General features: G+C 60.5%; 21 protein-coding genes and 1 tRNA gene. 16 read left to right on the forward strand and 6 right to left on the reverse strand.

The window, feature by feature from the left end; all coding sequences use genetic code 11:
* Positions 1-179: 179 nt before the first annotated feature.
* The 5 genes from UNPA324_RS28615 (at position 180) to UNPA324_RS28640 (ending at position 4,994) form a co-directional block, all read left to right on the forward strand.
* Positions 180-264 (forward strand) — tRNA-Leu (locus tag UNPA324_RS28615).
* Between the two features lie 174 nt (positions 265-438).
* Positions 439-1,800: a trigger factor gene (gene tig / locus UNPA324_RS28620; protein WP_141937219.1), complete on the forward strand. Its 1,362-nt coding sequence runs from the start codon at positions 439-441 to the stop codon at positions 1,798-1,800.
* Positions 1,801-2,080: 280 nt separating this feature from the next.
* A complete protein-coding gene (locus UNPA324_RS28625) occupies positions 2,081-2,716 on the forward strand; it encodes an ATP-dependent Clp protease proteolytic subunit (protein ID WP_128917433.1) in 636 nt (211 codons plus the stop codon).
* A gap of 456 nt (positions 2,717-3,172) precedes the next feature.
* On the forward strand, positions 3,173-4,450 hold the full coding sequence (gene clpX, locus UNPA324_RS28630; RefSeq protein ID WP_141937220.1) for an ATP-dependent Clp protease ATP-binding subunit ClpX: 1,278 nt from the start codon (positions 3,173-3,175) through the stop codon (positions 4,448-4,450).
* Positions 4,451-4,784: 334 nt separating this feature from the next.
* Complete coding sequence (locus UNPA324_RS28640) at positions 4,785-4,994, forward strand: hypothetical protein (protein ID WP_141937224.1); 210 nt, start codon at positions 4,785-4,787, stop codon at positions 4,992-4,994.
* A 486-nt stretch (positions 4,995-5,480) separates the two neighbouring features.
* Here UNPA324_RS28640 and UNPA324_RS28645 read toward each other — a convergent pair whose 3' ends face one another.
* The 6 genes from UNPA324_RS28645 to UNPA324_RS28670 form a co-directional block, all read right to left on the reverse strand.
* Positions 5,481-6,359, reverse strand: a complete 879-nt coding sequence (locus UNPA324_RS28645; RefSeq protein WP_141937226.1) for a DMT family transporter — start codon at positions 6,357-6,359, stop codon at positions 5,481-5,483.
* Between the two features lie 854 nt (positions 6,360-7,213).
* Entirely contained in the window at positions 7,214-7,684 is a 471-nt protein-coding gene (locus tag UNPA324_RS28650) for a pyridoxamine 5'-phosphate oxidase family protein (RefSeq protein ID WP_141937228.1), read from the reverse strand.
* A gap of 32 nt (positions 7,685-7,716) precedes the next feature.
* Positions 7,717-8,412: a glutathione S-transferase N-terminal domain-containing protein gene (locus UNPA324_RS28655; protein WP_141937230.1), complete on the reverse strand. Its 696-nt coding sequence runs from the start codon at positions 8,410-8,412 to the stop codon at positions 7,717-7,719.
* Positions 8,413-8,677: 265 nt separating this feature from the next.
* The gene (locus UNPA324_RS28660; RefSeq protein WP_141937232.1) at positions 8,678-9,595 is read right to left on the reverse strand and encodes an NADP-dependent oxidoreductase; all 918 of its coding nucleotides are present in this window, start codon (positions 9,593-9,595) and stop codon (positions 8,678-8,680) included.
* A gap of 100 nt (positions 9,596-9,695) precedes the next feature.
* Complete coding sequence (locus UNPA324_RS28665; protein WP_246667230.1) at positions 9,696-11,069, reverse strand: MFS transporter; 1,374 nt, start codon at positions 11,067-11,069, stop codon at positions 9,696-9,698.
* Positions 11,044-11,466 carry a hypothetical protein gene (locus UNPA324_RS28670; protein ID WP_141937234.1) on the reverse strand — a complete coding sequence of 141 codons (423 nt, stop codon included), beginning with the start codon at positions 11,464-11,466 and terminating at the stop codon, positions 11,044-11,046. Before UNPA324_RS28670 ends, UNPA324_RS28665 begins: the two co-directional genes overlap by 26 nt.
* An 829-nt stretch (positions 11,467-12,295) precedes the next feature.
* Between UNPA324_RS28670 and bfr the strand changes: the two genes are divergently transcribed.
* From bfr to UNPA324_RS28730, 11 genes are all read left to right on the forward strand, one after another.
* The gene (bfr, locus tag UNPA324_RS28680) at positions 12,296-12,784 is read left to right on the forward strand and encodes a bacterioferritin (RefSeq protein WP_141937238.1); all 489 of its coding nucleotides are present in this window, start codon (positions 12,296-12,298) and stop codon (positions 12,782-12,784) included.
* Positions 12,785-13,165: 381 nt separating this feature from the next.
* Positions 13,166-14,122 carry an AraC family transcriptional regulator gene (locus tag UNPA324_RS28685; protein WP_141937240.1) on the forward strand — a complete coding sequence of 319 codons (957 nt, stop codon included), beginning with the start codon at positions 13,166-13,168 and terminating at the stop codon, positions 14,120-14,122.
* Positions 14,123-14,245: 123 nt separating this feature from the next.
* Positions 14,246-14,926 carry a nitroreductase family protein gene (locus UNPA324_RS28690; RefSeq protein WP_141937242.1) on the forward strand — a complete coding sequence of 227 codons (681 nt, stop codon included), beginning with the start codon at positions 14,246-14,248 and terminating at the stop codon, positions 14,924-14,926.
* A gap of 35 nt (positions 14,927-14,961) precedes the next feature.
* A complete protein-coding gene (locus UNPA324_RS28695; protein WP_141937245.1) occupies positions 14,962-15,507 on the forward strand; it encodes a carboxymuconolactone decarboxylase family protein in 546 nt (181 codons plus the stop codon).
* 78 nt (positions 15,508-15,585) lie between these two features.
* Positions 15,586-16,215 (forward strand): FMN-dependent NADH-azoreductase, encoded by a 630-nt coding sequence (locus tag UNPA324_RS28700; protein ID WP_141937247.1) that lies wholly within the window; start codon positions 15,586-15,588, stop codon positions 16,213-16,215.
* A 137-nt stretch (positions 16,216-16,352) separates the two neighbouring features.
* A complete protein-coding gene (locus UNPA324_RS28705; RefSeq protein WP_141937249.1) occupies positions 16,353-16,811 on the forward strand; it encodes a DUF3788 domain-containing protein in 459 nt (152 codons plus the stop codon).
* 698 nt (positions 16,812-17,509) lie between these two features.
* The gene (locus UNPA324_RS28710; RefSeq protein WP_141937251.1) at positions 17,510-18,001 is read left to right on the forward strand and encodes a (2Fe-2S)-binding protein; all 492 of its coding nucleotides are present in this window, start codon (positions 17,510-17,512) and stop codon (positions 17,999-18,001) included.
* Positions 17,998-19,014 carry an FAD binding domain-containing protein gene (locus tag UNPA324_RS28715; RefSeq protein WP_141937253.1) on the forward strand — a complete coding sequence of 339 codons (1,017 nt, stop codon included), beginning with the start codon at positions 17,998-18,000 and terminating at the stop codon, positions 19,012-19,014. Before UNPA324_RS28710 ends, UNPA324_RS28715 begins: the two co-directional genes overlap by 4 nt.
* Before the next feature lie 7 nt (positions 19,015-19,021).
* Positions 19,022-21,226 carry a xanthine dehydrogenase family protein molybdopterin-binding subunit gene (locus UNPA324_RS28720; protein ID WP_141937255.1) on the forward strand — a complete coding sequence of 735 codons (2,205 nt, stop codon included), beginning with the start codon at positions 19,022-19,024 and terminating at the stop codon, positions 21,224-21,226.
* A gap of 208 nt (positions 21,227-21,434) precedes the next feature.
* The gene (locus tag UNPA324_RS35820) at positions 21,435-21,917 is read left to right on the forward strand and encodes a type II toxin-antitoxin system MqsR family toxin (RefSeq protein ID WP_246667231.1); all 483 of its coding nucleotides are present in this window, start codon (positions 21,435-21,437) and stop codon (positions 21,915-21,917) included.
* Positions 21,918-21,919: 2 nt separating this feature from the next.
* A complete protein-coding gene (locus tag UNPA324_RS28730; protein WP_141937257.1) occupies positions 21,920-22,345 on the forward strand; it encodes a type II toxin-antitoxin system MqsA family antitoxin in 426 nt (141 codons plus the stop codon).
* Positions 22,346-22,575 lie beyond the last annotated feature (230 nt).

Here is a 22,575-nt window from a genome sequence, read left to right on the forward strand (position 1 = left end):
GTAGGGTCGAAGATCCGCGGTTTCATCGGCAATCCGGACCACGCCGCGCTGGATAAGTCCAGCCGTCGTGCCTACTTGAAGGCTGCCTCCATCAGGCCATTTTTTTGCTGCGAACAGTCAGGCACATGCTATAAGCCCGGCCGCCCGCGGCATCGCGGCCGGTCTTGATGCAAATTCACGCGGGCGTGGCGGAACTGGTAGACGCGCTGGATTTAGGTTCCAGTGACGAAAGTTGTGGGGGTTCGAGTCCCTCCGCCCGCACCAAGCGCTTATCGCGTTTGCACGGATTACAAGGGTCTGATTCTGCGCGGATGCCCGTCCGCTGGGAGCGGATCCGATGAACCACCGGCGTCGAGGCGTTTGCCTTGCGCCGGATCGATTAATGACAGCGTCCCGACGCATGCGCGCCGGGACCGAACGAGAAGAAGATTGGACGCCATGCAGGTCACAGAGACCCTCTCGGAAGGTTTGAAGCACGAGTTCAAGATCAGCGTTCCCGCGTCCGATCTCGACGCCAAGGCCGGCGCCAAGCTCGTTGACCTCAAGGACAAGGTCCGCATCAACGGCTTCCGTCCCGGCAAGGTGCCGGTCTCGCATCTGAAGAAGGTCTACGGCCGCTCGGTGATGGCCGAGACCATCGACCAGACCATCCGCGACACCAACACGCAGCTGTTCTCCGAGCGCGGCTTTCGGCTCGCGACCGAGCCGAAGATCACCATGCCGAGCGAGCAGGCCGAGGTCGACGAGCTGTTGAGCGGCAAGACCGATCTGACCTACACGGTCGCGATCGAGGTGGTGCCGGCGATCGCGCTCGCCGACTTCAAGACCTTCGAGGTCGAGAAGCCGGTCGCCGACGTCACCGACGCCGACGTTGATGAGGCGATCAAGCGCATCGCCGATACCAACCGCACCTTTGCCGACAAGGGCGAGGGTGCCAAGGCCGCCTCGGGCGATCGCGTCACCATCAACTTCAAAGGCAGCATCAACGGCGAGGTCTTCGAAGGCGGCACCGGCGAAGGCATCCAGGTCGCCATCGGCTCCAACACCTTCATTCCCGGCTTCGAGGAGCAGCTGATCGGCATCGGCGCGGGCGAGACGCGAACGCTGAAAGTGTCGTTCCCGAAGAACTACATGAACGAGAAGCTCGCCGGCCAGCCGGCCGAGTTCGAGACCACCGCGACGCTGATCGAGGCGCCGCAGGATCTCGCGATCGACGACGAGTTCGCCAAGACGCTCGGCCTGGAATCGCTGGACAAGCTGAAGGAAGCCGCGCGCGAGCGTCTGGTTGCCGAGTTCGCGACCGCGACGCGCCAGCGCGTCAAGCGCGCGCTGCTTGACCGCCTCGACGAAGCGCATCGCTTCGAGGCGCCGCCCTCGCTGGTCGATGAAGAGTTCAATCTGATGTGGAACTCGGTCAAGGCCGAGATGGCCTCCGCCGGCAAGACCTTCGCCGACGAGGACACCACCGAGGACAAGGCCCAGGAAGAGTACCGCAAGATCGCCGACCGCCGCGTGCGGCTTGGCCTCGTGCTCTCGGAGATCGGCGAGAAGAACAAGATCACCGTGACCGACGACGAGGTCGGCCGCGCCGTGATCGAGCGCGCGCGCTCGATGCCGGGCCGCGAGAAGGAGGTCTGGGACTATTACCGCAGCAACGCCCAGGCATTGGCCCAGCTCCGTGCACCGATCTATGAGGACAAGGTCGTCGACTTCATCCTCGAGCTTGCGCACGTGACCGAGAAGAAGGTCTCGCGCGAGGACCTCTACAAGGACGACGAGGCGGAAAAGACCGCAGCCTAAAGGCTTTGAGAGAGCCATCTATTAAGGATGATCGGCGAAGAGGCCCAGCTAGCCAGATGGCCGGCTGGGCCTCTTCGTACGAATCAGCTTCAACTGCCCGACGGATTAAGCCTTAATGCGCTCCGCACTTGTCAGAAGCGAATTGGGCTATATCTGTCGGTACGCCTTCTACCTCTGCCAAGTTCCTGCATCACAGGACGTCCATTCGCCCCTCCGGCAAATCCAGCCAAACTGGCCAGCCTGCCCGGCGATGTCCGTCTCCGAAAACCCTAGGTGACTCATGCGCGATCCGGTTGAAACCTACATGAACCTCGTGCCCATGGTGGTCGAGCAGACCAACCGTGGCGAGCGCGCCTACGACATCTTCTCGCGCCTCCTGAAGGAGCGCATCATCTTCGTGACCGGCCCGGTCGAGGACGGCATGTCGACGCTGATCGTCGCGCAGCTGTTGTTCCTCGAGGCGGAAAATCCGAAGAAAGAAATCTCGATGTACATCAACTCGCCGGGTGGCGTGGTGACGTCGGGCCTTGCGATCTACGACACCATGCAGTTCATCCGCCCGCCGGTTTCGACGCTGTGCACGGGCCAGGCCGCCTCGATGGGCTCGCTGCTGCTCTGCGCCGGCGAGAAGGACATGCGGTTCTCGCTGCCGAACGCGCGCATCATGGTGCACCAGCCCTCCGGCGGCTTCCAGGGCCAGGCGACCGACATCATGCTGCACGCCCAGGAAATCCTGAACCTGAAGAAGCGGCTCAACGAGATCTACGTGAAGCATACCGGCCAGACCTACAAGTCGATCGAGGATGCGCTGGAACGCGACAAGTTCCTGACCGCGAACGACGCCAAGGAGTTCGGGCTGGTTGACAAGGTCATCGACAAGCGCGCTGAGGAAGCCGCACCGGCGAAGACCCAGTAACACTACCGGGGTGGGCGGCGATCCCTCGGCGCCCTATGGGGATCGCCTGTCGCCATCAGGTGGCGTTCACGCTATGGACGCGTATGCGCGTTGCAAAACGCAGTTTTCCGCCCTGCGACAGGCAGAAAGTTCCGCTTTCGTGCTTGTTTTTCGTGGCAATCCAGCAACGCCGTAGTGATTTCGGTCACTGCAGCCGTGCCAAGACCGGAAATCACGGTATTGTCACGGGTAGCCGGCGACCCTCGATTAGCGAATTCTTGATAGTCGGGTGACAGCATGGTTGGCTACGATTGATCGGCTATGATCGCGGAGAATCGAGCGACCGTGATTCGCACGGGATATAACGCGTAGGGTCTTTTTTGGTACGGAATTTGCTCTACTTAAGCTTCATACCGACCATCGTGTCGGAATGGAGCGATCGAGCGGAACGGGATCGAACCGCGGACGGAGACATGAATGAGTAAGGTCGGCACGAGCGACTCCAAGAACACGCTGTATTGCTCGTTCTGCGGCAAGAGCCAGCACGAAGTCCGCAAACTGATCGCGGGTCCCACGGTCTTCATCTGCGACGAGTGCGTCGAGCTCTGCATGGACATCATCCGCGAGGAGAACAAATCCTCGTTGGTCAAGTCGCGCGACGGGATTCCGACGCCGAAGGAAATCTGCAAGGTCCTGGACGACTACGTGATCGGCCAGAGCCATGCGAAGAAGGTCCTCTCGGTCGCGGTGCACAATCACTACAAGCGCCTCAACCACCAGACCAAGCACAACGACGTCGAGCTCGCGAAGTCGAACATCCTGCTGATCGGTCCGACCGGTTCGGGCAAGACGCTGCTCGCGCAGACGCTCGCCCGCATCCTGGACGTGCCGTTCACCATGGCGGATGCGACCACGCTGACCGAAGCCGGCTATGTCGGCGAGGACGTCGAGAACATCATCCTGAAGCTGCTCCAGGCCGCCGATTACAACGTCGAGCGCGCCCAGCGCGGCATCGTCTACATCGACGAAATCGACAAGATCAGCCGCAAGTCCGACAATCCCTCGATCACGCGCGACGTGTCGGGTGAGGGCGTGCAGCAGGCGCTGCTGAAGATCATGGAAGGCACGGTGGCTTCGGTCCCGCCGCAGGGCGGCCGCAAGCATCCGCAGCAGGAATTCCTGCAGGTGGATACCACCAACATCCTGTTCATCTGCGGCGGCGCGTTCGCTGGCCTCGAGAAGATCATCTCGGCGCGTGGCCGGTCCACCTCGATCGGTTTCGCCGCCCAGGTGATGGCGCCGGAAGACCGCCGGACCGGCGAGATTTTCCGTCACGTCGAGCCTGAGGATCTCTTGAAGTACGGGCTCATCCCCGAATTCGTCGGTCGTCTGCCCGTCGTGGCGACGCTCGAGGATCTGGACGAGACCTCGCTGAAGAAGATCCTGACTGAACCGAAGAACGCGCTGGTGAAACAGTACCAGCGGCTGTTCGAGATGGAGAACATCGAGCTGACCTTCGCCGACGAGGCGCTTGGCGCGGTCGCCCGCAAGGCGATCGAGCGCAAGACCGGCGCGCGTGGTCTGCGTTCGATCCTCGAAGCGATCCTGCTCGAGACCATGTTCGACCTGCCGGGCCTCGAAGGTGTGGAAGAAGTCGTGATTTCCCGCGAAGTTGCGGAAGGCACGGCGCGTCCCCTCTACATCTACGCGGATCGGTCGGGGCGCGCGGTGGGAGGCCACGCTATAGCGTACTAACTCGACCGGGCCAAACGACCGACGCCTACAAGATCCGATACGTTACTTGTTCTTACTCCCTTGTTTGCTAACTGCGCCGGGGCCCGGATCGACGTCAACGCACCTAAAACGCTAAATAGTGCGATAAAGTACTATGATAGGAGTGAAACATGGGTGAGATCATTCGATGTGCACCAAAGTTGGAGCGAGAGCGAGCCCGCGTTGTTCGAAAAGCTCGAGCGATCTATGACAGCCTCTTCCCGCCGTCTGAATGCGCCCGCGACCGGCCGGACAATGCATACGCAAACCACATGGGCGTGGGCGCGGACATCGATCGCGGCGATAGGGACGTATCATGATCGCGATCATTGCCGTACTCTGCAGTTTGTCTTCTCCAGCAAATTGCCACGAGCAGACCGTCACCACCTCGAATTTCGCTGACATCTCTATGCAGTCCTGCCTGATGGGCGCACCGCAGCTCGCCGACTGGATGAATCAGCATCCGACCGAGCGCCTCGCGGCATGGCGCTGCGTGCTCGGTAAAAAGGATGACAGGGGTGCTTAGGATCCCCCGGGCCCAATTTGTTCTTCAAATAGGTTCCGCGACTCCGCTCGATCAGCGAGGAGTCAATTGCTTCGATCCCGGCGGGCATGATGAAATCGCCAAGACCGGGATTAGATACGCGCGGCCGAGCTCAACCAAGGCGGTCATGATCCGTTTTCTGGTCGGAGCGAAGTAATCCGTAGGCGGCAGCAAGCGGTCACGTCAGCAACAGACGTCGATCGCCACCTGTGCGCCCGCTGTGGGACTTTGGCCAACTGCGCCCTAAGCGAACTACGAGTCTGGCGGGACAAGAAGGTCAACAGTTTCAAATCGGCCTGCCAAGGCGATTTCGAGCCTGGTTTGAAGCTAATTACGAGTCCCCGCGCCGTCCCGACATCGACGAATTCCGAGTCCCGTCCGACGGTCAGTGCGACCGGTCCTAGTTCGAAGCGGACATTCGCCCGGATCAACGAGTCGCAGATGGGCCATAATCGGTCGAAAACAAATCTAACGGTGTGAGCGCGCCCGGCTCTCACCAATGACAACGTCTGCGACGACGGCGCTCATGACCAGAGCACCGCCGACAAGAGCGCGAGAGGTGGGTAACTCCCGAAACGCCAACCAAATCCAAAAGGGCATGAGTGGCGTCTCCAAAGTAGCGATTAATGAGGCTTGCCCGGATGGTAACAGCCGTGAGCCGAGAACAAAAAAGGTGAGGCCCATAGCAACTTGGAAGAATCCGAACATCGCGAGAATAAAAATTTCGGCTCCGGTCACGTTGACGATGTCATGCGCGAACGGGAAACTTACGACGCTGCCCAAAAAGTTTGACAGGGCCGCCGCGACCACCATGGAGGTTTGTTTGTATCGCCGAATGGCGACGGTCATAGCTGAGACCGCAAGGACCATGAGGCAAGCCAAGGCAATTCCGCGGACATCGGAGGCTGCTTGCGCATTGCCGACGGTGATTGCTACTCCGCAGAAAGCCGCAAGAGCTGCTACTAAGGTCCGCAACGGAGCGGCTTCCCGAAACCACGCCCAGGCCATGGCCGCAGCAACAAATGGTTGAGTAGCGATGATGACTGCCACGTTTGTCGCGCTTGTCACCTGCAAGGCAGGAATGAACGCCACCATGGCCAGCGTCGACAACGATGCGACGAGCCAGCCGCCCCTTCCCATCGTGATCAAATCACGAAGGCCAACTTGCCCTTGAGCCAATGTCAGAAAAACCAAGATTAGGCTGCCTCCGAAGAGCCCTCGCCAGAACAATATGGTCCACGAGTCGATGGGAAGGAGCCGGGTGAAGAACGGCGCCGTACTCCAGGCAATGGCGGCAGCCATCACAAGGGCGATACCCAAGCGGTAGCCTGAACGAGCATCTGACATGCGTGAGAAATCCTACCGGGCACGATGGCGGGCGCTTTGATCCTATCGTGCTATTGATCTCGCTGACCAGTAGAGTCCGTCTTTTTTCAACACGCGACTTGTACTCTACGTCGGCTCCTGGGCGGGACCGGACGTTGGGAACGCCACGACGATCTTGCGGACTCGCAATTGGCTTAAATCGACTCGTTTCTGCACTTTTAGTGCACACCAACTCCAGTGACGACATTGATTGCCTACGACGCCACGACGATGTCTTGGCCTGGGGCAGAACGATTTTCGAGCTAATGATGTCTGTGCCGCCGGTAGCTATCTCCACGGGTTAACTTCCTTCGACGGTCGCGGGACGGTCATATTGCTTCTAGACGTCGCAAGAGCTGCAGGCTCTTTCGTAAACACGCCCGTGGAACCTCGCACCGTCGCGATTGAGGCGTCGCAGGTAAATTCTTCGGCATGGACCGCTTCCGCCCAGGACGAAAGACCTTCGCTCCTCTTAAGTCCTAACGGGTTGTTTGATGAGCGCGGTACGCGCCTCGTCATTGGTGTCGAGGCAGTAGACAGCGAGCAGCGTCGCGCCCGAACTCACATCAGCGTAGATGAAAGCCGGCTGCGTGCGGGGTGTCGGTCGCGGAGGCCGCGTTGGGCGCATCATTGATGCTTGCAGCGATCAGCGACTTGCAACGAATATAAGAAATGGCCGCCTCGAGATTCTTCGGGACGGGTTACGCTTCGCTACATCGGCATAGATGGGGCGGCCATCGATAAGGCTGCGGCACGCGGGCGGTCGAGATAATGGTTCGGACTTCGCGGGCTTTCTACCTTGGGTACCAACCGGTCTTTTTTTGCGGAGCCGGGACTTATGCCCCGATGGGCCTCACACCGTACTTTTGATAGTAGGTGCTCCTGATTTCATCCTGAGTTCGAGGAGGGCGGGCGAAGACATGGGCTGGAGATAGCAACGGGCTGATTGAGGTGGTTTCGATTTTGACAACGTGATCGACAGGATACTCTAGGCCATTCGTCGCCCGAACCCAGTCGGCGATCATCAAGGACTCGCCATCTTCTGGCGGCAGTATCAACGCACGGCCCGTGAAGCGGTAGCCGCGCCTCTGGAAGATGTCGACTACGTTAATTTCGACAGCGGGACTGCGCTTCAAGTTCAATATCGTCCGAGGCGAGGCGATGTCGGCGAAGTAAAGAACGCCGTTTCTCACCGTCAAAGACGCCTTCGGGGAAAGATTTGGCGTTCCATCCTCGTTGACTGTCGCCACAAACGACAATATCGCCTGTTTGATGATTGCCTCCATGTCGGCAGTGATTTCAATCATAGATACCGTCTCCTTGTTTTTGGCGAGCCATTCTAGCCAGCTGTCACTTGTAGCCCGCGTTGCACCGCCGGCCGCGCGAGGCCACGGGTAAGCCACGCCTGCACATGAAGAAAGCGATCGAAGCCGACGAGATCGCGTGCTTCGTAGAAGCCGATCAAATTGCGCACCCAGCCGAGCAGTGAAATGTCTGCGATGCTGTAGTCGGCCCCCATCACCCAGTCCCGGCACGCGAGCCGTTGGTCCAGAACACCGAGCAGCCGCGCTGATTCGGTCGCGTAGCGGTCGCGCGGGCGTTTGTCTTCATAGGCCTTACCGGCGAATTTGTTGAAGAACCCGACCTGGCCGAACATCGGCCCGACTCCACCCATCTGCCACATCACCCATTGGATCGTTTCATATCGGGTGTTTGGATCAGCCGAGATGAATTGTCCGGTCTTGTCGGCAAGGTAGAGAAGAATCGCGCCCGATTCGAACAGCGCGAGCGGTGTTCCGCTAGGCCCATCAGGGTCGTAGATTGCGGGAATCTTTCCGTTGGGGTTGAGCGCGAGAAAGGCCGGGTCTTGGGTTTCGTTCGCCATGATGTCGATCCGGTGCGGTTCGTAAGGAAGGCTCGTTTCCTCAAGCATGATGCCGACCTTCACTCCGTTGGGCGTGGGAGTGGAAAAGAGTTGCAGCCGATCGGGATACTGCGCCGGCCAGCGCGCAAAAATTGGATGATCGACGGTCACTTTCTTCCTCCTAGATAAGCAGGCCGCGCAGGGCCGGGGCAAGGACGAATCCTCCGCCAAGATGCGAACCGAGCTTGCCCACTCGGTGCATCCAGAAAGCGGGCAACGGTACGGCCGCGGTATGGCATGGGTATCCGGGCACGACCTTGGAAATCAGCTGAGAGACGATGGGATGGATGGACACTGCCTGCCGCACGCATAGGCCCGCGGGGAAAGCGCCGACAATCCGTGTGGGAGGGGAGAACCGCTCGCCTTCGCTGCTTCCTCACGGACGAACTCGTATGATCGTTTTCCCGCTCATCCGCCGCGTCGGATTGAAAGCGGCGACAGCTTCGTCAAGGGGCGCGATGTTGCCGATGTTTGTACGCAGTCGTCCGTCCCGTACCCGCTGGACGATCTCCCCCAGTTGCGCGCGATCGGACACCAGAACAAAGTCGATCGCCACGCCGTCGGCGGGCCGCGCTTCGGTCGGCCCGGCGATGGTCACCAACGTTCCTCCGGTTCGAACCAGGCCGGCGGACCGCTTACCGATCTCGCCCCCGATGACGTCGAAAACCAGATGGACTCCGCCGGCGCCTTCGAGATCGTCGTTTTCGAGGTCGACGAACTCCTGCGCGCCGAAGTCGAGCGCTTTCTGACGGTCGGCGGCACGTCCCGTGCCGATGACGTAGGCACCGGCCTCTCGTGCGAGCTGCGTCACCATCGAGCCGACCGCGCCGGCCGCGCCGTGCACGAGAACGCTCTGCCCCGCCTGAAGGCGACCGTGCACGAACAGTCCCTGCCAAGCAGTCAGGCCCGGCATCGCCACGGCCGCCCCCACCGAGAACTCGACGTCGCCTGGCAGCGGTGCGAGATTGCGTGCCTCCACCGCCACATACTCGGCCAAGGTGCCGCTGCGATACGAGTCCGAGAGACCGAACACCCGTTGTCCTACCGACAGTCCGGTCGTGCCATAACCGAGAGCGGTGACAATACCTGCCAGCTCCTGGCCGGGAATCGTTGGCGACCGGTCACGGTCGAGACGATCGGTCCAGGTCGAAGGCCACGTCAGCTCGCCCGAGGTGAATCCAGACGCATGAACCTGAACGACGACGTCATTTATCGCTGCCTGCGGCTCGGGTCGCTCCACCAGCTTCATCCCCGCCGTTCCCGCAGCCTGGTCCGTCACAACGATCGCTTTCATGAGAATGATCTCCTCTGTCATTTGTCTCATTGCTGGGTATGTTGCGGCGATAATCTGCGCTTCAATCCGGATAAAGCGGCGCCCAGAATAGCGACGAGTCTCATGACACTGTTCCCTGTACTGGTGAACCGCTAGCGCTCGAGCCGTCGGACGTGCTCTTCCCGGTCCTGTCGATGTGCGGATTGCGCGCACCGAGAAGGGTGAATAGGGTGGCGACGACGGCAAGTCCGCCGTATCCGAGCGTGATCTGCGGAAGCGAGAACAGACTGGAAAGTTGCCCGGAGATGAGGCTCGGGAAGGCGGCGCCGCTGTAGCAGAGAAGGTAGATCGCGCTGAAGATTGGTGCCCGTTCGGCGAGCGTGCTCCCGTGCAGCAAGCCGCGTGTGGCGGCGCTGATGGCAATGCCCTGGCCGGCACCGGCAACCATGGTCGCGGTGATGAACAACGCCAGTGCGCCGGCTAAGATTGCAGTGCTGATGCCGATCATTCCGGCCACGAAGGTGATCATACCGACGCGTTGGGCTACCGCGGATGTGAACCAGCCACCAATGGGAGCGCCGAGAACGCTGGGAGTCATATAGGCAGCGAACACTAGCCCGAGGATCAACGGGCTGCGGGTGTGGAGTTCATCTTGTACAAGCGCAGGCATGAACGCTTGGTAGAAGCCCCCGCTGGCCCAAGTAGCCAGAAACACCGCCGCCGCGACAGGGAGCAGATGCCTGACCCGCGCCGGTACGCTGACCTGGGGTAACAGCGATCGCCAAGCGCCCGGAGTCGGAGTTGCTGTTTCCGGACTGATTGCGACGAGTGCAACAGACAGTAATAGGAAGCAAACGCAGACGAGATAGATGAGTTCGCGCGGCCAGGGGCCGAACTCAACAAGCGCGCCGGATGCTATGGCGCCGATAGCGACGCCGAGCATCGGTCCTTGACTAGTGACAACGGACGCCAACCATTCCGGTCTGCTGGGTGCCGCATCGACGATGTAGGAGGTCAGACTGCTGCCAGCCAACCCGGTGCCGAGGCCGACGAGGAGCCGACCGGCCAGCAGAGTGTCGATGTCGTGCACATTCAGCAACAGCAGACACCCCAGCAGGAGAAGTCCGAGGCTAGTGATCGCAGTGACCCGGCGGCCAAGATGATTGGACAGCCGTCCCAGTACCAACAGTGCGGTTATGGTGCCGACGGCGTACGCGACGACGGCCATCGAAATACCGGCGTTAGTGAACCCGTCTTCTGTCCGGTAGGTGTTGTAAAGGGGGATCGGAGCGGCCGCAGCGGCGAATGAGACCACCAAGGAAACTACCGCTGATAAAAATGCCAGCGGGAGCATTTCGCTCCGGTGAGACTGGCTGATCACTGGTGGCAAGTTCTGCATCGAGTGGCGAATCGGTCGTCCTCCAAAGAATTCGGGCAGCAGGTCCGAGTTCTCCGGTTTGTTTGCTTCACTAGGTGGCGGTGATATCGGTGCCAAGCTGACGGGTGCCTCCATCGCTGAGAGCCGCCACAGCTGTCCTTTGGTTATTGTCGATCAGGTACTGCCATCGTCGATCCGCGCGGCGTACGACGCCGCTCGCTAAGCCTTCAACGTAATTGCGACTTAGACCGTTGCCATCAATTGACCGATCCAGCCCGATCAGCGCGAAATCGCCGGCAACGTACACATGACGCGCGCTGGCCTTGAGCGGCAAACCGTACTTGAGATCGCACTCGGGTCGAGCGGCGATTTCGGTGGTAGTAGTTCGTCCGTCACTCGTAATGAAGACGGGCTTTGGGTCATACATTGGCATCATCGCGCCGACCTTCGGAGTGAAAACGCTCGAGCAGCGAATGTTTTCGGGTTTGGAAGCGAGCGGATTGGGTCCGGACATCAAGGGTTTCCTGCTCGTGTTGGCTGAAACGGTTGTCCTGGTCGTTATTCGACTGAGTGGCTGTCAAGGTCGCAGCGCGGCTCGAAAGTTTCCAATAGCCAGTACTTATGGTTTCCATAGCGGGGGGAATTGTGCGGCGACAGTCCTCAATCCCGTTGTTAGATCAAGGCAAGTTGCTTAGCTGCGGCTGTGTCATCTACGTTAACCGAAAGCGTTGATCTTCGGCCGGCGTGGAGCGGTGCTTCTGTGTCCTCCGTCCGATCTGCAGCTACCGGTCGCCCCCGATTGACCAAGCAGAATTTTTGCTGACCTCCAAAAATCAAAGGCCAAGGCTGACTCCCACGGCAGTCGACACGCAACCATCTCCTCCTTGTTTGGAGCCTCCGACGCGCACTGGCTTCGTCTCCTATCGGTGACGCCGTATCACTGAGGGGCTTCCTTCGAGTTTCATGATCATCTGCTCCTGTAATTTCTTCAGCGACAGGGATGTTCGCCACGCAGTGAACACGGCTGACGCCGCGCTGCGCAATGCCAAGCAGATCTATGGGCACCCCGATTGCACCGAATGCGGCCGCTGCGCGCACACCGTGAGGACGATTATCGACGAGGCGTACAGGGAGCGTTCACTAGCCCGTCAGACTTGCCGCCCGCATGGTGGGACCAAGGATGAATGAGTCCAAACTCGCGTCGAAAATAGCCTAGGTTCCCTTAATTTACCGGACAGCGCCTCTCGGTTTCACGACCAGAGAATGCCTGTTTGCTTGTTCTTCGTCAGAATCGTTCTAAACTTGCGAGAGTCAAGAACGAGCCTCAAGTCTTGGAGTTCACCATGCAGGGCGACCCGAAAGTCATCGAGTATCTCAACAAGGCACTGCGTCACGAGCTCACGGCAATTAATCAGTACTGGCTGCACTACCGCTTCCTGAATAATTGGGGTCTCCTAGAGATGGCTAAGGTCTGGCGCAAGGAGTCCATCGAGGAGATGGAGCACGCTGACAAGCTCACCGACCGCATCATCTTCTTCGATGGTTTGCCAAACATGCAGGTGCTCGATCCCCTGCGCATCGGCCAGAACGTCAAGGAGATTATCGAGTGCGATCTCGCCGCGGAGATGAGCGCGCGTGCCCTATATGAGGAAGCGGCGACCTATTGCCACAGCGTAAAGGACTATGTTACGCGCGACCTCTTCGAGAAGCTGATGAGCGATGAGGAACATCACATCGACTTCCTCGAAACCCAGCTCGATCTAATCGGCCGCATCGGCCTCGAGTTCTACACCCAGAAGCATGTCGGCGGGCTCAAGATCGAAGAGCACTGAATTGTTGCGCCGTCCACGACAATCGATCGTGGCAACCGTGCGCTTTGCGACCACGACGTTCCAGCGCCGCGGATGCCGGTGCATGGAGGGCCGTAGTTTCGCCCACTGGCAAATGACGGGTTTTCAATGATTCTGATTGCCGACCGGGTCCGTACGACGAATGGCCCGAGGTATTCTGTCCATCCTCTCGTCAGAATTGAAACCACTTCAATTTCACGGCTTCTTTTTCCCACTCATGTCTTTGCTGATCCGCGTTGGGAGCCGGGAAGAGATCAGGAACACGTACGTGGGAAATACGAGCTGACCTCCGGGCCGTAGTAACAAGAAGCGCGCTCGGCGCAATACGATATGCTGCGTGGCAATTCAGGTTCTCGAGGTCGTATGTCTGAAGTCGACTGGTTGAGTCATCTCCTGCAGATCATCACCGTGACCGGTCAACTCGAGGTCCGCTGCGCCTACGGCGCACCATGGCGTATCATCTGGCCCAGGGCGGCGGCGAACGAGATCCCCTATCATGTCATCGTCAAGGGCCGTGCCATTTTCGAGGACCCGGATTCGAAAACGGTGCAGGAGCTTGGGAGCGGGGATATCGTACTGCTGCCTCACGGTTCGTCGCACATCCTGCACGACGGCAGCGGCAAAACGCCGGTCCGCACGCATGAAAGCAGGGGCTCCGCAGGATGGATGTTGAGCGAGAACAATGGACCGGGCGAGCAACTCGATCTGCTGTGCGGACGATTTTTCGTCGTGCCACCCCATGATCGATTAGTCCGCAACTACCTGCCAGCAAATCTGGTCGTGCGGGCTGCGAAAAACCATGGAGAAGAGGACATTGCGTCGGCATCGGGTCAACTTTCCGGATTGGTCGGCCTGATGCGAATGGAGTCCGCTGGCGACAGAGCGGGAGGACGCGCCATTCTGAACGCGCTGTCTTCGGTCCTGTTCACTCTGGTTCTCCGCGCCGCGAGCGAAGCCGGCAAATCCACCGAAGGCTTGTTGGCCCTTGCCGGCAATCCGAGATTGGCAGCGGCCATTGCGGCGATGTTCGCGGATCCGGCGCGACCTTGGAAACTTCCCGATCTGGCCGATCTATGCGGCATGTCCCGCGCAACATTCATGCGCCAGTTTCAGGACAAGCTCGGTCGCTCCGCCCTCGACCTGTTGACCGATCTTCGCATGAGCATGGCCGCCAACGAGCTCAAGAAGCCGACGATCAGCACGGAAGCCGTGGCCGAGACGGTCGGCTATCAATCCGTTTCGGCGTTCCGGCGGGTGTTTGCGGAAAGAATGGGGATGACGCCAGGGGAATGGCGCCGACTGGCGCATAACGGCGAGTAGCCTACCGGTCACGCCTACTCGAGAATGATCCTTTCGAGCATGAATTTGAACCAATAGAGGCTCGAAATGATCAATGCCATCAGTAAGTTGGGCCTCCGTAATCACTTGATGAGGAGTCACCCAATGCACGACACCGCTACAACCGCTGCCCACCGCGAAACCTCCCGCTGGCTCGCGGGGCCGCTGCCGACCAACGCCGTGATCGAAACTATTCTGAGCCGTAGTGCTGCGAAGTATTACGACGCGACGGCCGTCCTCAGCGACGATCAGATCCGCGAACTCGTGCGGATCGGCACGTCAGCGCCGACATCCTTCCATCTGCAGAACTGGCGCTTCATCGCCGTGCGCTCACCCGAAGCAAAGGCACGGCTGCTTCCGATTGCCTGGAATCAGCCCGCAATCACCGAAGCAGCCGTGACCTTGATCATCGTCGGCCAATTGGCCGATGCCAGCACGGTCCCTGAGCGCCTGGCTCCGGTCGTGGAAGCCGGGATCATGCCGGCACATCTGGTGCCGGAATGGGAGGGGCCTGCCCGCGGCTTGTACGACAATCATCCGCAGCGCCAGCGCGACGAGGCCGTGCGCTCCGCGAGCTTCGGCGCCGCAGCTATCATCTATGCGGCCCGCTCGCTAGGCCTGGGTTCGACACCGATGATCGGTTTCGATTCAGAAGCCGTGCACAAAGAGTTCGGCCTGGCCGAACACGAAATCCCGGTCATGCTGTTGACCGTCGGGCCGGAGCGGGCCGGCAACTGGCCGCAGAAGCCGCGTCTGCCCGTGGCCGACGTGCTGCACTTCGCCTAACCACCCCCGAAGCCAATCATTCAAGGAGAAAGATCATGCCCAGAGCTCCCGCTCTGACGCCGGAACACGTGCCGGCCGATTCGAAACCGACCCTCGATATGTTCACCAAGAACATCGGGTTCACGCCAAACATGATGGCGACCTTCGCGCAAAGTCCGATCGCGTTCAACGCATGGGCCGCTCTGCTCGCCTCCTTGAGCAAGGCGCTCGACGTCAAGACGCGCGACAGCATCGGCCTTGCGGTCTCCGAAGTGAACGGCTGCGACTACTGCCTGACGGTGCACAGCTTCACGGCGGAGCATTTGGCCAAGCTGCCGGCCGAAGACATTGTTCTCGCCCGAAAGGGTCATGCCAGGGATCCAAAGCGGGATGCCGCCGTCCAGCTTGCACGCAAGATCATCGAGGCCCGTGGCCACGTCACAGACGCCGATCTGCAGGCCGTCCGCGATGTGGGCTACACGGACGCGAACATCATGGAGATCGTCGCGCTTGTGGCCATGTACTCGCTGACGAACTTCTTCAACAACGTGTTCAATCCCGACAAGGACTTCCCCGCAGTCGCACCGGCCGGCTCGATCTGAGCCTGCCAGTGGTATCAACCGCCTCCAAGGAGCTATGGAGGCGGTTGATGCAACTTTCTAGCCATTTGGATCGGTCGCATGAATATCCTCCACATTGATAGCAGTCCTCGCCCGAAATCGCATAGCCGTGAGCTTTCGGCCGCGATCGTCAAAAAGCTTCTTCAAGTTGCGCCCGATGCGAGCATCAGGCGGCGCGATCTTGGAGCTGATCCTCTGCCTCACGCCACGGCGGACTACGCGGATACGCTGTCATCGCCAGCCACGCTGGCGGCACCGTTGAAGGGCGCTCTGGACTTTGCCGAAACGCTCATTCGGGAAGTCGAGGCGGCCGATGTGATTGTCATTGGAACGCCGATGCACAACTTCACTATCCCTTCGGTTCTCAAAGCGTGGATCGATCAGGTCCTACGCGTGGGCCGCACGATGGAGTCAACGCCCGCCGGGAAGGTGGGAATGATCCCGGATCGTCCGGTCTTCATCGGCGTCGCTTCCGGCGGCGTCTTTACCGGGCAGCGAGGAAATCAACCCGATTTTCTCACGCCCTATCTGACGCTGGCACTGAACTCTATTGGGTTAAAGACGCTGCAATTCCTTCCGCTGCAGGCCACCGCGTTTATCGAAGAGGGCCAAGCTACGCTAGCGAGCGAGAAGGTAATTGACGCTATCGACTTGACAGTCGTGCGAGAGCTTCGAGACGTAGCTGCTTGATCAGCCGTGCTCGCGAGGATCGCCAGGCTGTATCGCAATGCTCTCCGTGCTCCGGACAAAGTCGCACCGGCGGCATTCTGAGGGAGCGCCCGTTTAACCTACGGCCCCCGCGGGAATATCAAACATGAGGTCTTCCGATGATTAGTACGCTTCCGCAAATCGGCGACAGGATCACCGACAAATCAGCATCGCCCGATGAAAGCACCGTTCGCGAATGGATCGGAGCAGATGGCTTCGAATACTGGGCCAAGCTGCGGACCTGGATCGATGAATCCTACCCAGAAGTTTTCGCGCCGGATTGGCTCTACGGTGGAAAGAACCGCGGTTGGTCCCTGCGTTACAAGAAGACCAAGGCGTTCTGCCACCTGGTGCCGGAATTCCGACGAGTTTCAGCTGTAGTGGTCATGGGTAGAGCAGAGCGAGAAAAGTTTGAGGAGCGGCGCTATCTTTGGCACCCGCAATTGATCAAACTCTACGATGGCGCGAAAACATACATCGACGGAAAATGGCTAACGATTGCCGTCGCATCGGCAGATGATCTGCATGATGTGACGAAACTTCTGACGATGAAGCGACCGCAAAAGTCGGGCGGTTGAACAGGAGTCTCTCGGTGAGTCTAACCTACCGGCGCGACAGTTGCAGTCGCTGACAGCGAGAAGGTCCGTCTGTTCTACAAAACGGGCGTGAAGCCTGGGTGTGACGCCGACCAAAGTAGTTCCTCTAGCAGAAGATCCTATCGCTATCCTGGATCACGGCTCATTGAGGTAAAGCGGACAAAGCCCCGGAGAAATGAAAACCCCGCCGTCGCCGGCTGGATTTGTTTGATTCTACTTTGCCCGGCTTAGGGACCAACTTATAGGGGACCAACTATGCCCGTCTGCAGCACCGAGCAAAGTACGTCCCCTAGTGGCCTCCGCAAATCGTTGAAATCCCAAAGGGCGAGTCCCGCACATCGGCAAGCTAACCGTTCCTTGCCGAGTAAAGTAGGTACTCAAAAATCAACAGCCGCTGACGGTGACAAAGCAGCCGTATAATCGATGTTTGCTGCGATTCCGAGGGACTGGTCGAGCTGAGCCCCTGCTTGGCTCGCTCCTTACATCGAGGCTCTTCTTGCACCGCCGGCGGTGCCGTTCTGGCGACCTGACGACTAACGGCTTCGCCGCCGCAGGGCTTTTTCATGTATGGAACCAAGCGACCGGTCGACCGTTGGGCGCTATTGGCCAGCGGAGACGACGCGCCCTCGCGTCAACACAGCTTGACTCCTCGTTCGGCCTTTCGTCGCAAGGGAAACGTCATGGCCGATGCCGTAAATCAAATTCCCGACCGCGTTCCGATCAATCTCATCGTCAACGGCAACAGGCGCACGCTCGACCTCGTGCCTTGGACCACGCTCCTGGACGCGTTGCGTGACCATCTCGCGCTGACCGGCACCAAGAAGGGCTGCGATCACGGCCAGTGCGGCGCCTGCACCGTGCTTGTGGATGGCCGGCGCGTCAATGCCTGCCTGACGCTCGCCGTCATGACCGACGGCGCGGAGATCACGACCGTCGAAGGTCTTGCCAGCGATGGCGCGCTGCATCCCCTGCAACAAGCCTTCATCGACCATGACGCCTTCCAGTGCGGCTATTGCACGCCGGGACAGATTTGCTCGGCGGCCGGCCTACTGGCCGAAGGCCACGCGGGGGATGCCGACGAGATCCGCGAGCTGATGAGCGGAAATCTCTGCCGCTGCGGCGCCTATCCGAACATCGTCGCTGCCATCCAGCAGGCAATGGGCCGCCCATGATCAACTTCCAGTATTCCCGCGCCACCGGCGTCGCCGATGCGATCCTCCTGCTCACCGCCCATCCAGGCGCCAAGCTCATTGCCGGCGGCACCAACCTGATCGATTTGATGAAGGAGAATGTCGAACAGCCCTCCCGGGTGATCGACATTTCCCGCCTGCCGCTCCGCAAGATCGAAGAGACGACCGACGGAGGGCTGCGTATCGGTGCCTTGGTGCCGAATTCGGACCTCGCTTACGATCCACTCATCGAGCAGCGCTATCCGCTGCTTGCCAGCGCCATCCTGGCTGGAGCCTCGGCGCAATTGCGCAACATGGCCTCCGTCGGCGGGAATTTGATGCAACGAACGCGTTGCGCCTATTTCTATGACACGGCCACGCCCTGCAATAAGAGGAGTCCCGGCAGCGGCTGCTCGGCGATCGACGGGCTCAACCGCAACCATGCTATCCTCGGCACCAGCGCCTCCTGCATCGCCACCAATCCGTCCGACATGAGCGTGGCGTTGGCGGCGCTTGGCGCACTCGTGCACATCGAAGGTCCATCCGGCGAGCGCACGATGGCGCTGACCGATTTCCATCGGCTGCCTGGCGACACGCCGCATGTCGACACCAATCTCGGCGCCGGCGAGATCATCACGGGAATAGAACTTCCGCCGCGGGGCTTTGCCCATAATTACAGCTATCTGAAAGTCCGCGACCGCCTGTCTTATGCCTTCGCCCTGGTCTCGGTCGCTGCCGCGCTCGAATTGGACGGCAACGCGATCAGAGAAGCGCGCGTGGCAGTCGGCGGCGTTGCCCACAAGCCCTGGCGCAGCCTTGAAGCCGAAACGGCCTTGCGCGGCCAAGTGGCAACCGAGGATCATTTTTCCCGCGCTGCGGATCTCTTGCTGCAGGGCGCCAGGACATGCTCGCATAATGGCTTCAAGATCGAGCTCGCCCGCCGTGCCATCGTGCGAACACTGACGCAGGCCGCAAGCGCCACACCGCAGTCCCAGGCTCACAAGAAGATCGCATGAGGGGCCGATGAACGCCTATGTCGGAACGCCAACCTCGCGCGTCGATGGCCGCGCCAAGGTCACCGGGGCCGCCAAATATGCCGGCGAATTTTCTGCCGACGGACTCGCCCATGGCTTCGTCGTCACGGCTACCATTCCGCGCGGGCGCATTGCGCGTCTCGACACCAGCGAGGCGCTGAGGGTGAAGGGCGTGCTCGACGTGCTCACGCATGCGCATCGGCCGCCGCTCGCCGACAAGGACGAGGCCTGGAAGGATGAAGTGGCGCCGGACGAAGGCTCGCCATTCCGTCCGCTCTACGACGAGAGCATCAAGTTCAACGGCCAGCCGATCGCGTTGGTCGTGGCGGACGACTTGGAAATCGCCAAATTCGCCGCGACCTTGGTGCATGTCGAATATCAGGAGCAGGAGTTTGCGACCGACCTCGAAGCCCGGCGCGGCAAGGCCGCCGAGGTCAAGCAACCGAGCAAGCCCCGCGGCGATGCCGTCACGGCGCTTGCCAGCGCACCCGTACAGCACGAGGCGGACTACTTCGTTCCGACCGAGCATCACAACCCGATGGAGCTGTATGCAACCACGGCGGTTTGGGACGGCGGCGGCAGGCTCACAGTCTACGACAAGACGCAAGGCGTCCAGAACGTTCAGAAGTTTCTCTGCGGCGTGTTCGGCAAGAATCCGGAAGACATCCGCGTGCTCTCGCCATATGTCGGCGGCGCCTTCGGCTCCGGCCTGCGGCCCCAATACCAGGTGGTGCTGGCAACGCTTGCCGCGCTGGCGCTGAAGCGGCCCGTTCGCGTGGTGCTGACGCGGCAGCAGATGTACGGGCTCGGCTACCGCCCGGCGACGATCGAGCACGTCGGGCTCGGCGCCAAGTCCGACGGCACGCTCGAGGCAGTCACGCACGAGGCCACAGCCGTCACCTCGCGCTATGAGGATTTCGCGCGCAACGACGCCGGCTGGGCGGAGCAGCTCTACAAGAGCCCGAACAGCCGCTATTCCCACAAGCTCGTCCGCCTCGATGTCTCCACCCCCTGCGATATGCGCGCACCGGGCGCAGCTTCAGGCGTCTGCGCGCTTGAATGCGCCATGGATGAATTGGCCGTCGCGCTCAATCTCGACCCCGTCGAACTGCGGCTGAAGTGCTACTCGGACCGCGACCAGAGTGAAGACCTGCCCTACACCAGCAAGCAGCTGCGCGAATGCTACGCTCGCGGCGCAGAAGCCTTTGGCTGGAGCAGGCGCAATCCCGCGCCGCGCTCGATGCGCGACGGCAAGGACCTGGTTGGTTGGGGCATGGCAACGGGTGTGTGGGAGGCGCTCCAGATGCCCGTGGCAGCCCGCATCGTGCTGACTGCCAATGGCCATGCCGAGGTGTCTTGCGCGGCATCCGACATCGGCACCGGTACCTACACCATCGTGGCGCAAGTGGCGGCCGATGCGCTTGGGCTGCCGATCGAGAACATTAGTGTCAAGCTCGCCGACTCGACCTTGCCACAAGCCCCCGTCGAGGGCGGTTCCTGGATGGCTGCGTCGAGTGCGCATGCGGTTCTTGGAGCGGCCGAGGACGTTCGCCAGGAGCTCGCGCGTCTTGCCATTGCGATGCCCGACTCGTCACTCGCTGATATCGATGCGGCCGACGTCATCCTTGCCGACGGCACGATAGCCAAGGATGGCGACAAGAGCCGTGCGGTCTCGATCGCGGATGCGATGCGCTCCGGCAAGCTTGAGCGGATTGAGAAGCAGAAGCTCAACCAATTCGCGGAGGACAAGTCGCATGCCCGCAACACCCATTCCGCCGTGTTTGCCGAGGTGAAAGTCGACGAGCAGCTCGGCGTCATCCGCGTCACGCGTGTCGTAAGCGCCGTCGCGGCCGGGCGGATCCTCAACACCAAGACCGGTCGCAGCCAGATCATGGGCAGCGTGGCCTGGGGGATCGGGATGGCCCTGCACGAGGAGACCGTGACGGATCACCGCTTCGGCCGGATCATGAACGCGAATATCGCTGAGTACCACATCCCGGTGAATGCCGACATTCACGACATCGAGGTGATCTTCGTCGAGGAGCGCGACGACCGTATCAACAGGCTGGGCGTCAAGGGGCTTGGCGAGATCGGCATCGTCGGCGTCCCCGCCGCAATCGCGAACGCCGTTTATCACGCCACCGGCAAGCGCATCCGCCGCTTCCCGATCACGCTGGACAAGCTGCTCGACTGACGCGCAAGTAGCATACCCTCACGCAAGGAAGCGAACCCCTTCGAGAGCTGAACATCCTTTCTGTCCACAGGGCAAGCAGTTGGCGCATGAGCACTTAGTCCGTGACATAAGGTATCACCGAGCGTTTGATGGTGAGACGCATCTGACGGGTGGCCAGTAGCGCCTCCACAGCTCTGCTGCGGCCCCAGGGAGGACAGACGATGATTTCGTGACCTGCAATCCCGCAGTGCCAATATGTCCGGCCATCGGAGGAACGATATGTCGTGGCCCGAGACTACGTCGAGGGCATCTCGACGATGAAATCAAGGGGCGGCACCGCGAGTTTCCGCTCCAAACCCAGACCGAATTGCCATCATTGACCTGCCACCATTATGGTGGCAGTTATGGAAAAGAGGAAGCCGACCTACGATCTTGCTGCCATCAAGGCCGCGATCGGGACGGTGGACACACTTTCCATCACCACCTCGGCGCTACGCGACGCGGCGGCCCTGGCTTCGATCGCGCCGGCATTGCCAAGGTTGTCCGGAGCACCAACCAGGGTATGTTTTACAAGTCGATGACGACGCACGCGGACCACCGCGTCTGGCAGGATGTCTACCACGTTTCTCTTGAGGACGGCCTAATGCTCTACGTGAAATTTCAGGCGAACGTGGTGACCGAATTTACTGTTGTGTCGTTTAAGGAGAAGTGATCATGGCAAGGAAGGCAGGAAATCTCCCGAAGACGATGCCCTCGCCCGAAACGGGCGAGACCCTGACTCGTGGCTCGCGTCCGTTCAAGGTGGCCTACAAGGGGCATACCCTGACCGTCGACCTGCCCGGATACTACCCGAAGGGAAAAGGTGAGGGCGTGCACGTCGGTAACGACATGGACGTCGTCGACCGTGCGCTACGCGCGTTGAAGGAAAAGGTCGACGGCATCCCAGCACCGGATACGATTCGTAAGGTTCGGACCAAGCTCCGGCTGTCGCAGCGGAAGGCGGGCACGTTGTTCCGGGTCGGACCGAAGGCATTCGATAAATACGAGCGGGGCCTGGTCGAGCCGAGTGGCCCGACCGTCCAACTCATCACAATCCTCGATCGCCACCCCGAGCTCGTCAAGGAGCTCGAAGAAGCCTGAGGACCGGCGGGTCGCGCGGCAGCCACGTCTGGCCCGCACGGGCATAGTTGGTTGCCTGCAAGTTGGTCCCTAATCCGGTCGCAGTAGGTCCCCTGGCCTGAAACACACAAAACCCCGCCGGTGAGGCCGGGGTTTATCAGTCCCGGAGGATTGGAAATGAGGCGCTCGGTCAGGCCCTTCTGCGGTCGCGCGGGCCGGGTGCGCAGGGACGCCGCCAAAACGGGTCGGGG

The organism is Bradyrhizobium sp. UNPA324, assembly GCF_006658635.1.
GTDB classification, from domain to species: Bacteria; Pseudomonadota; Alphaproteobacteria; order Rhizobiales; family Xanthobacteraceae; genus Bradyrhizobium; species Bradyrhizobium nanningense.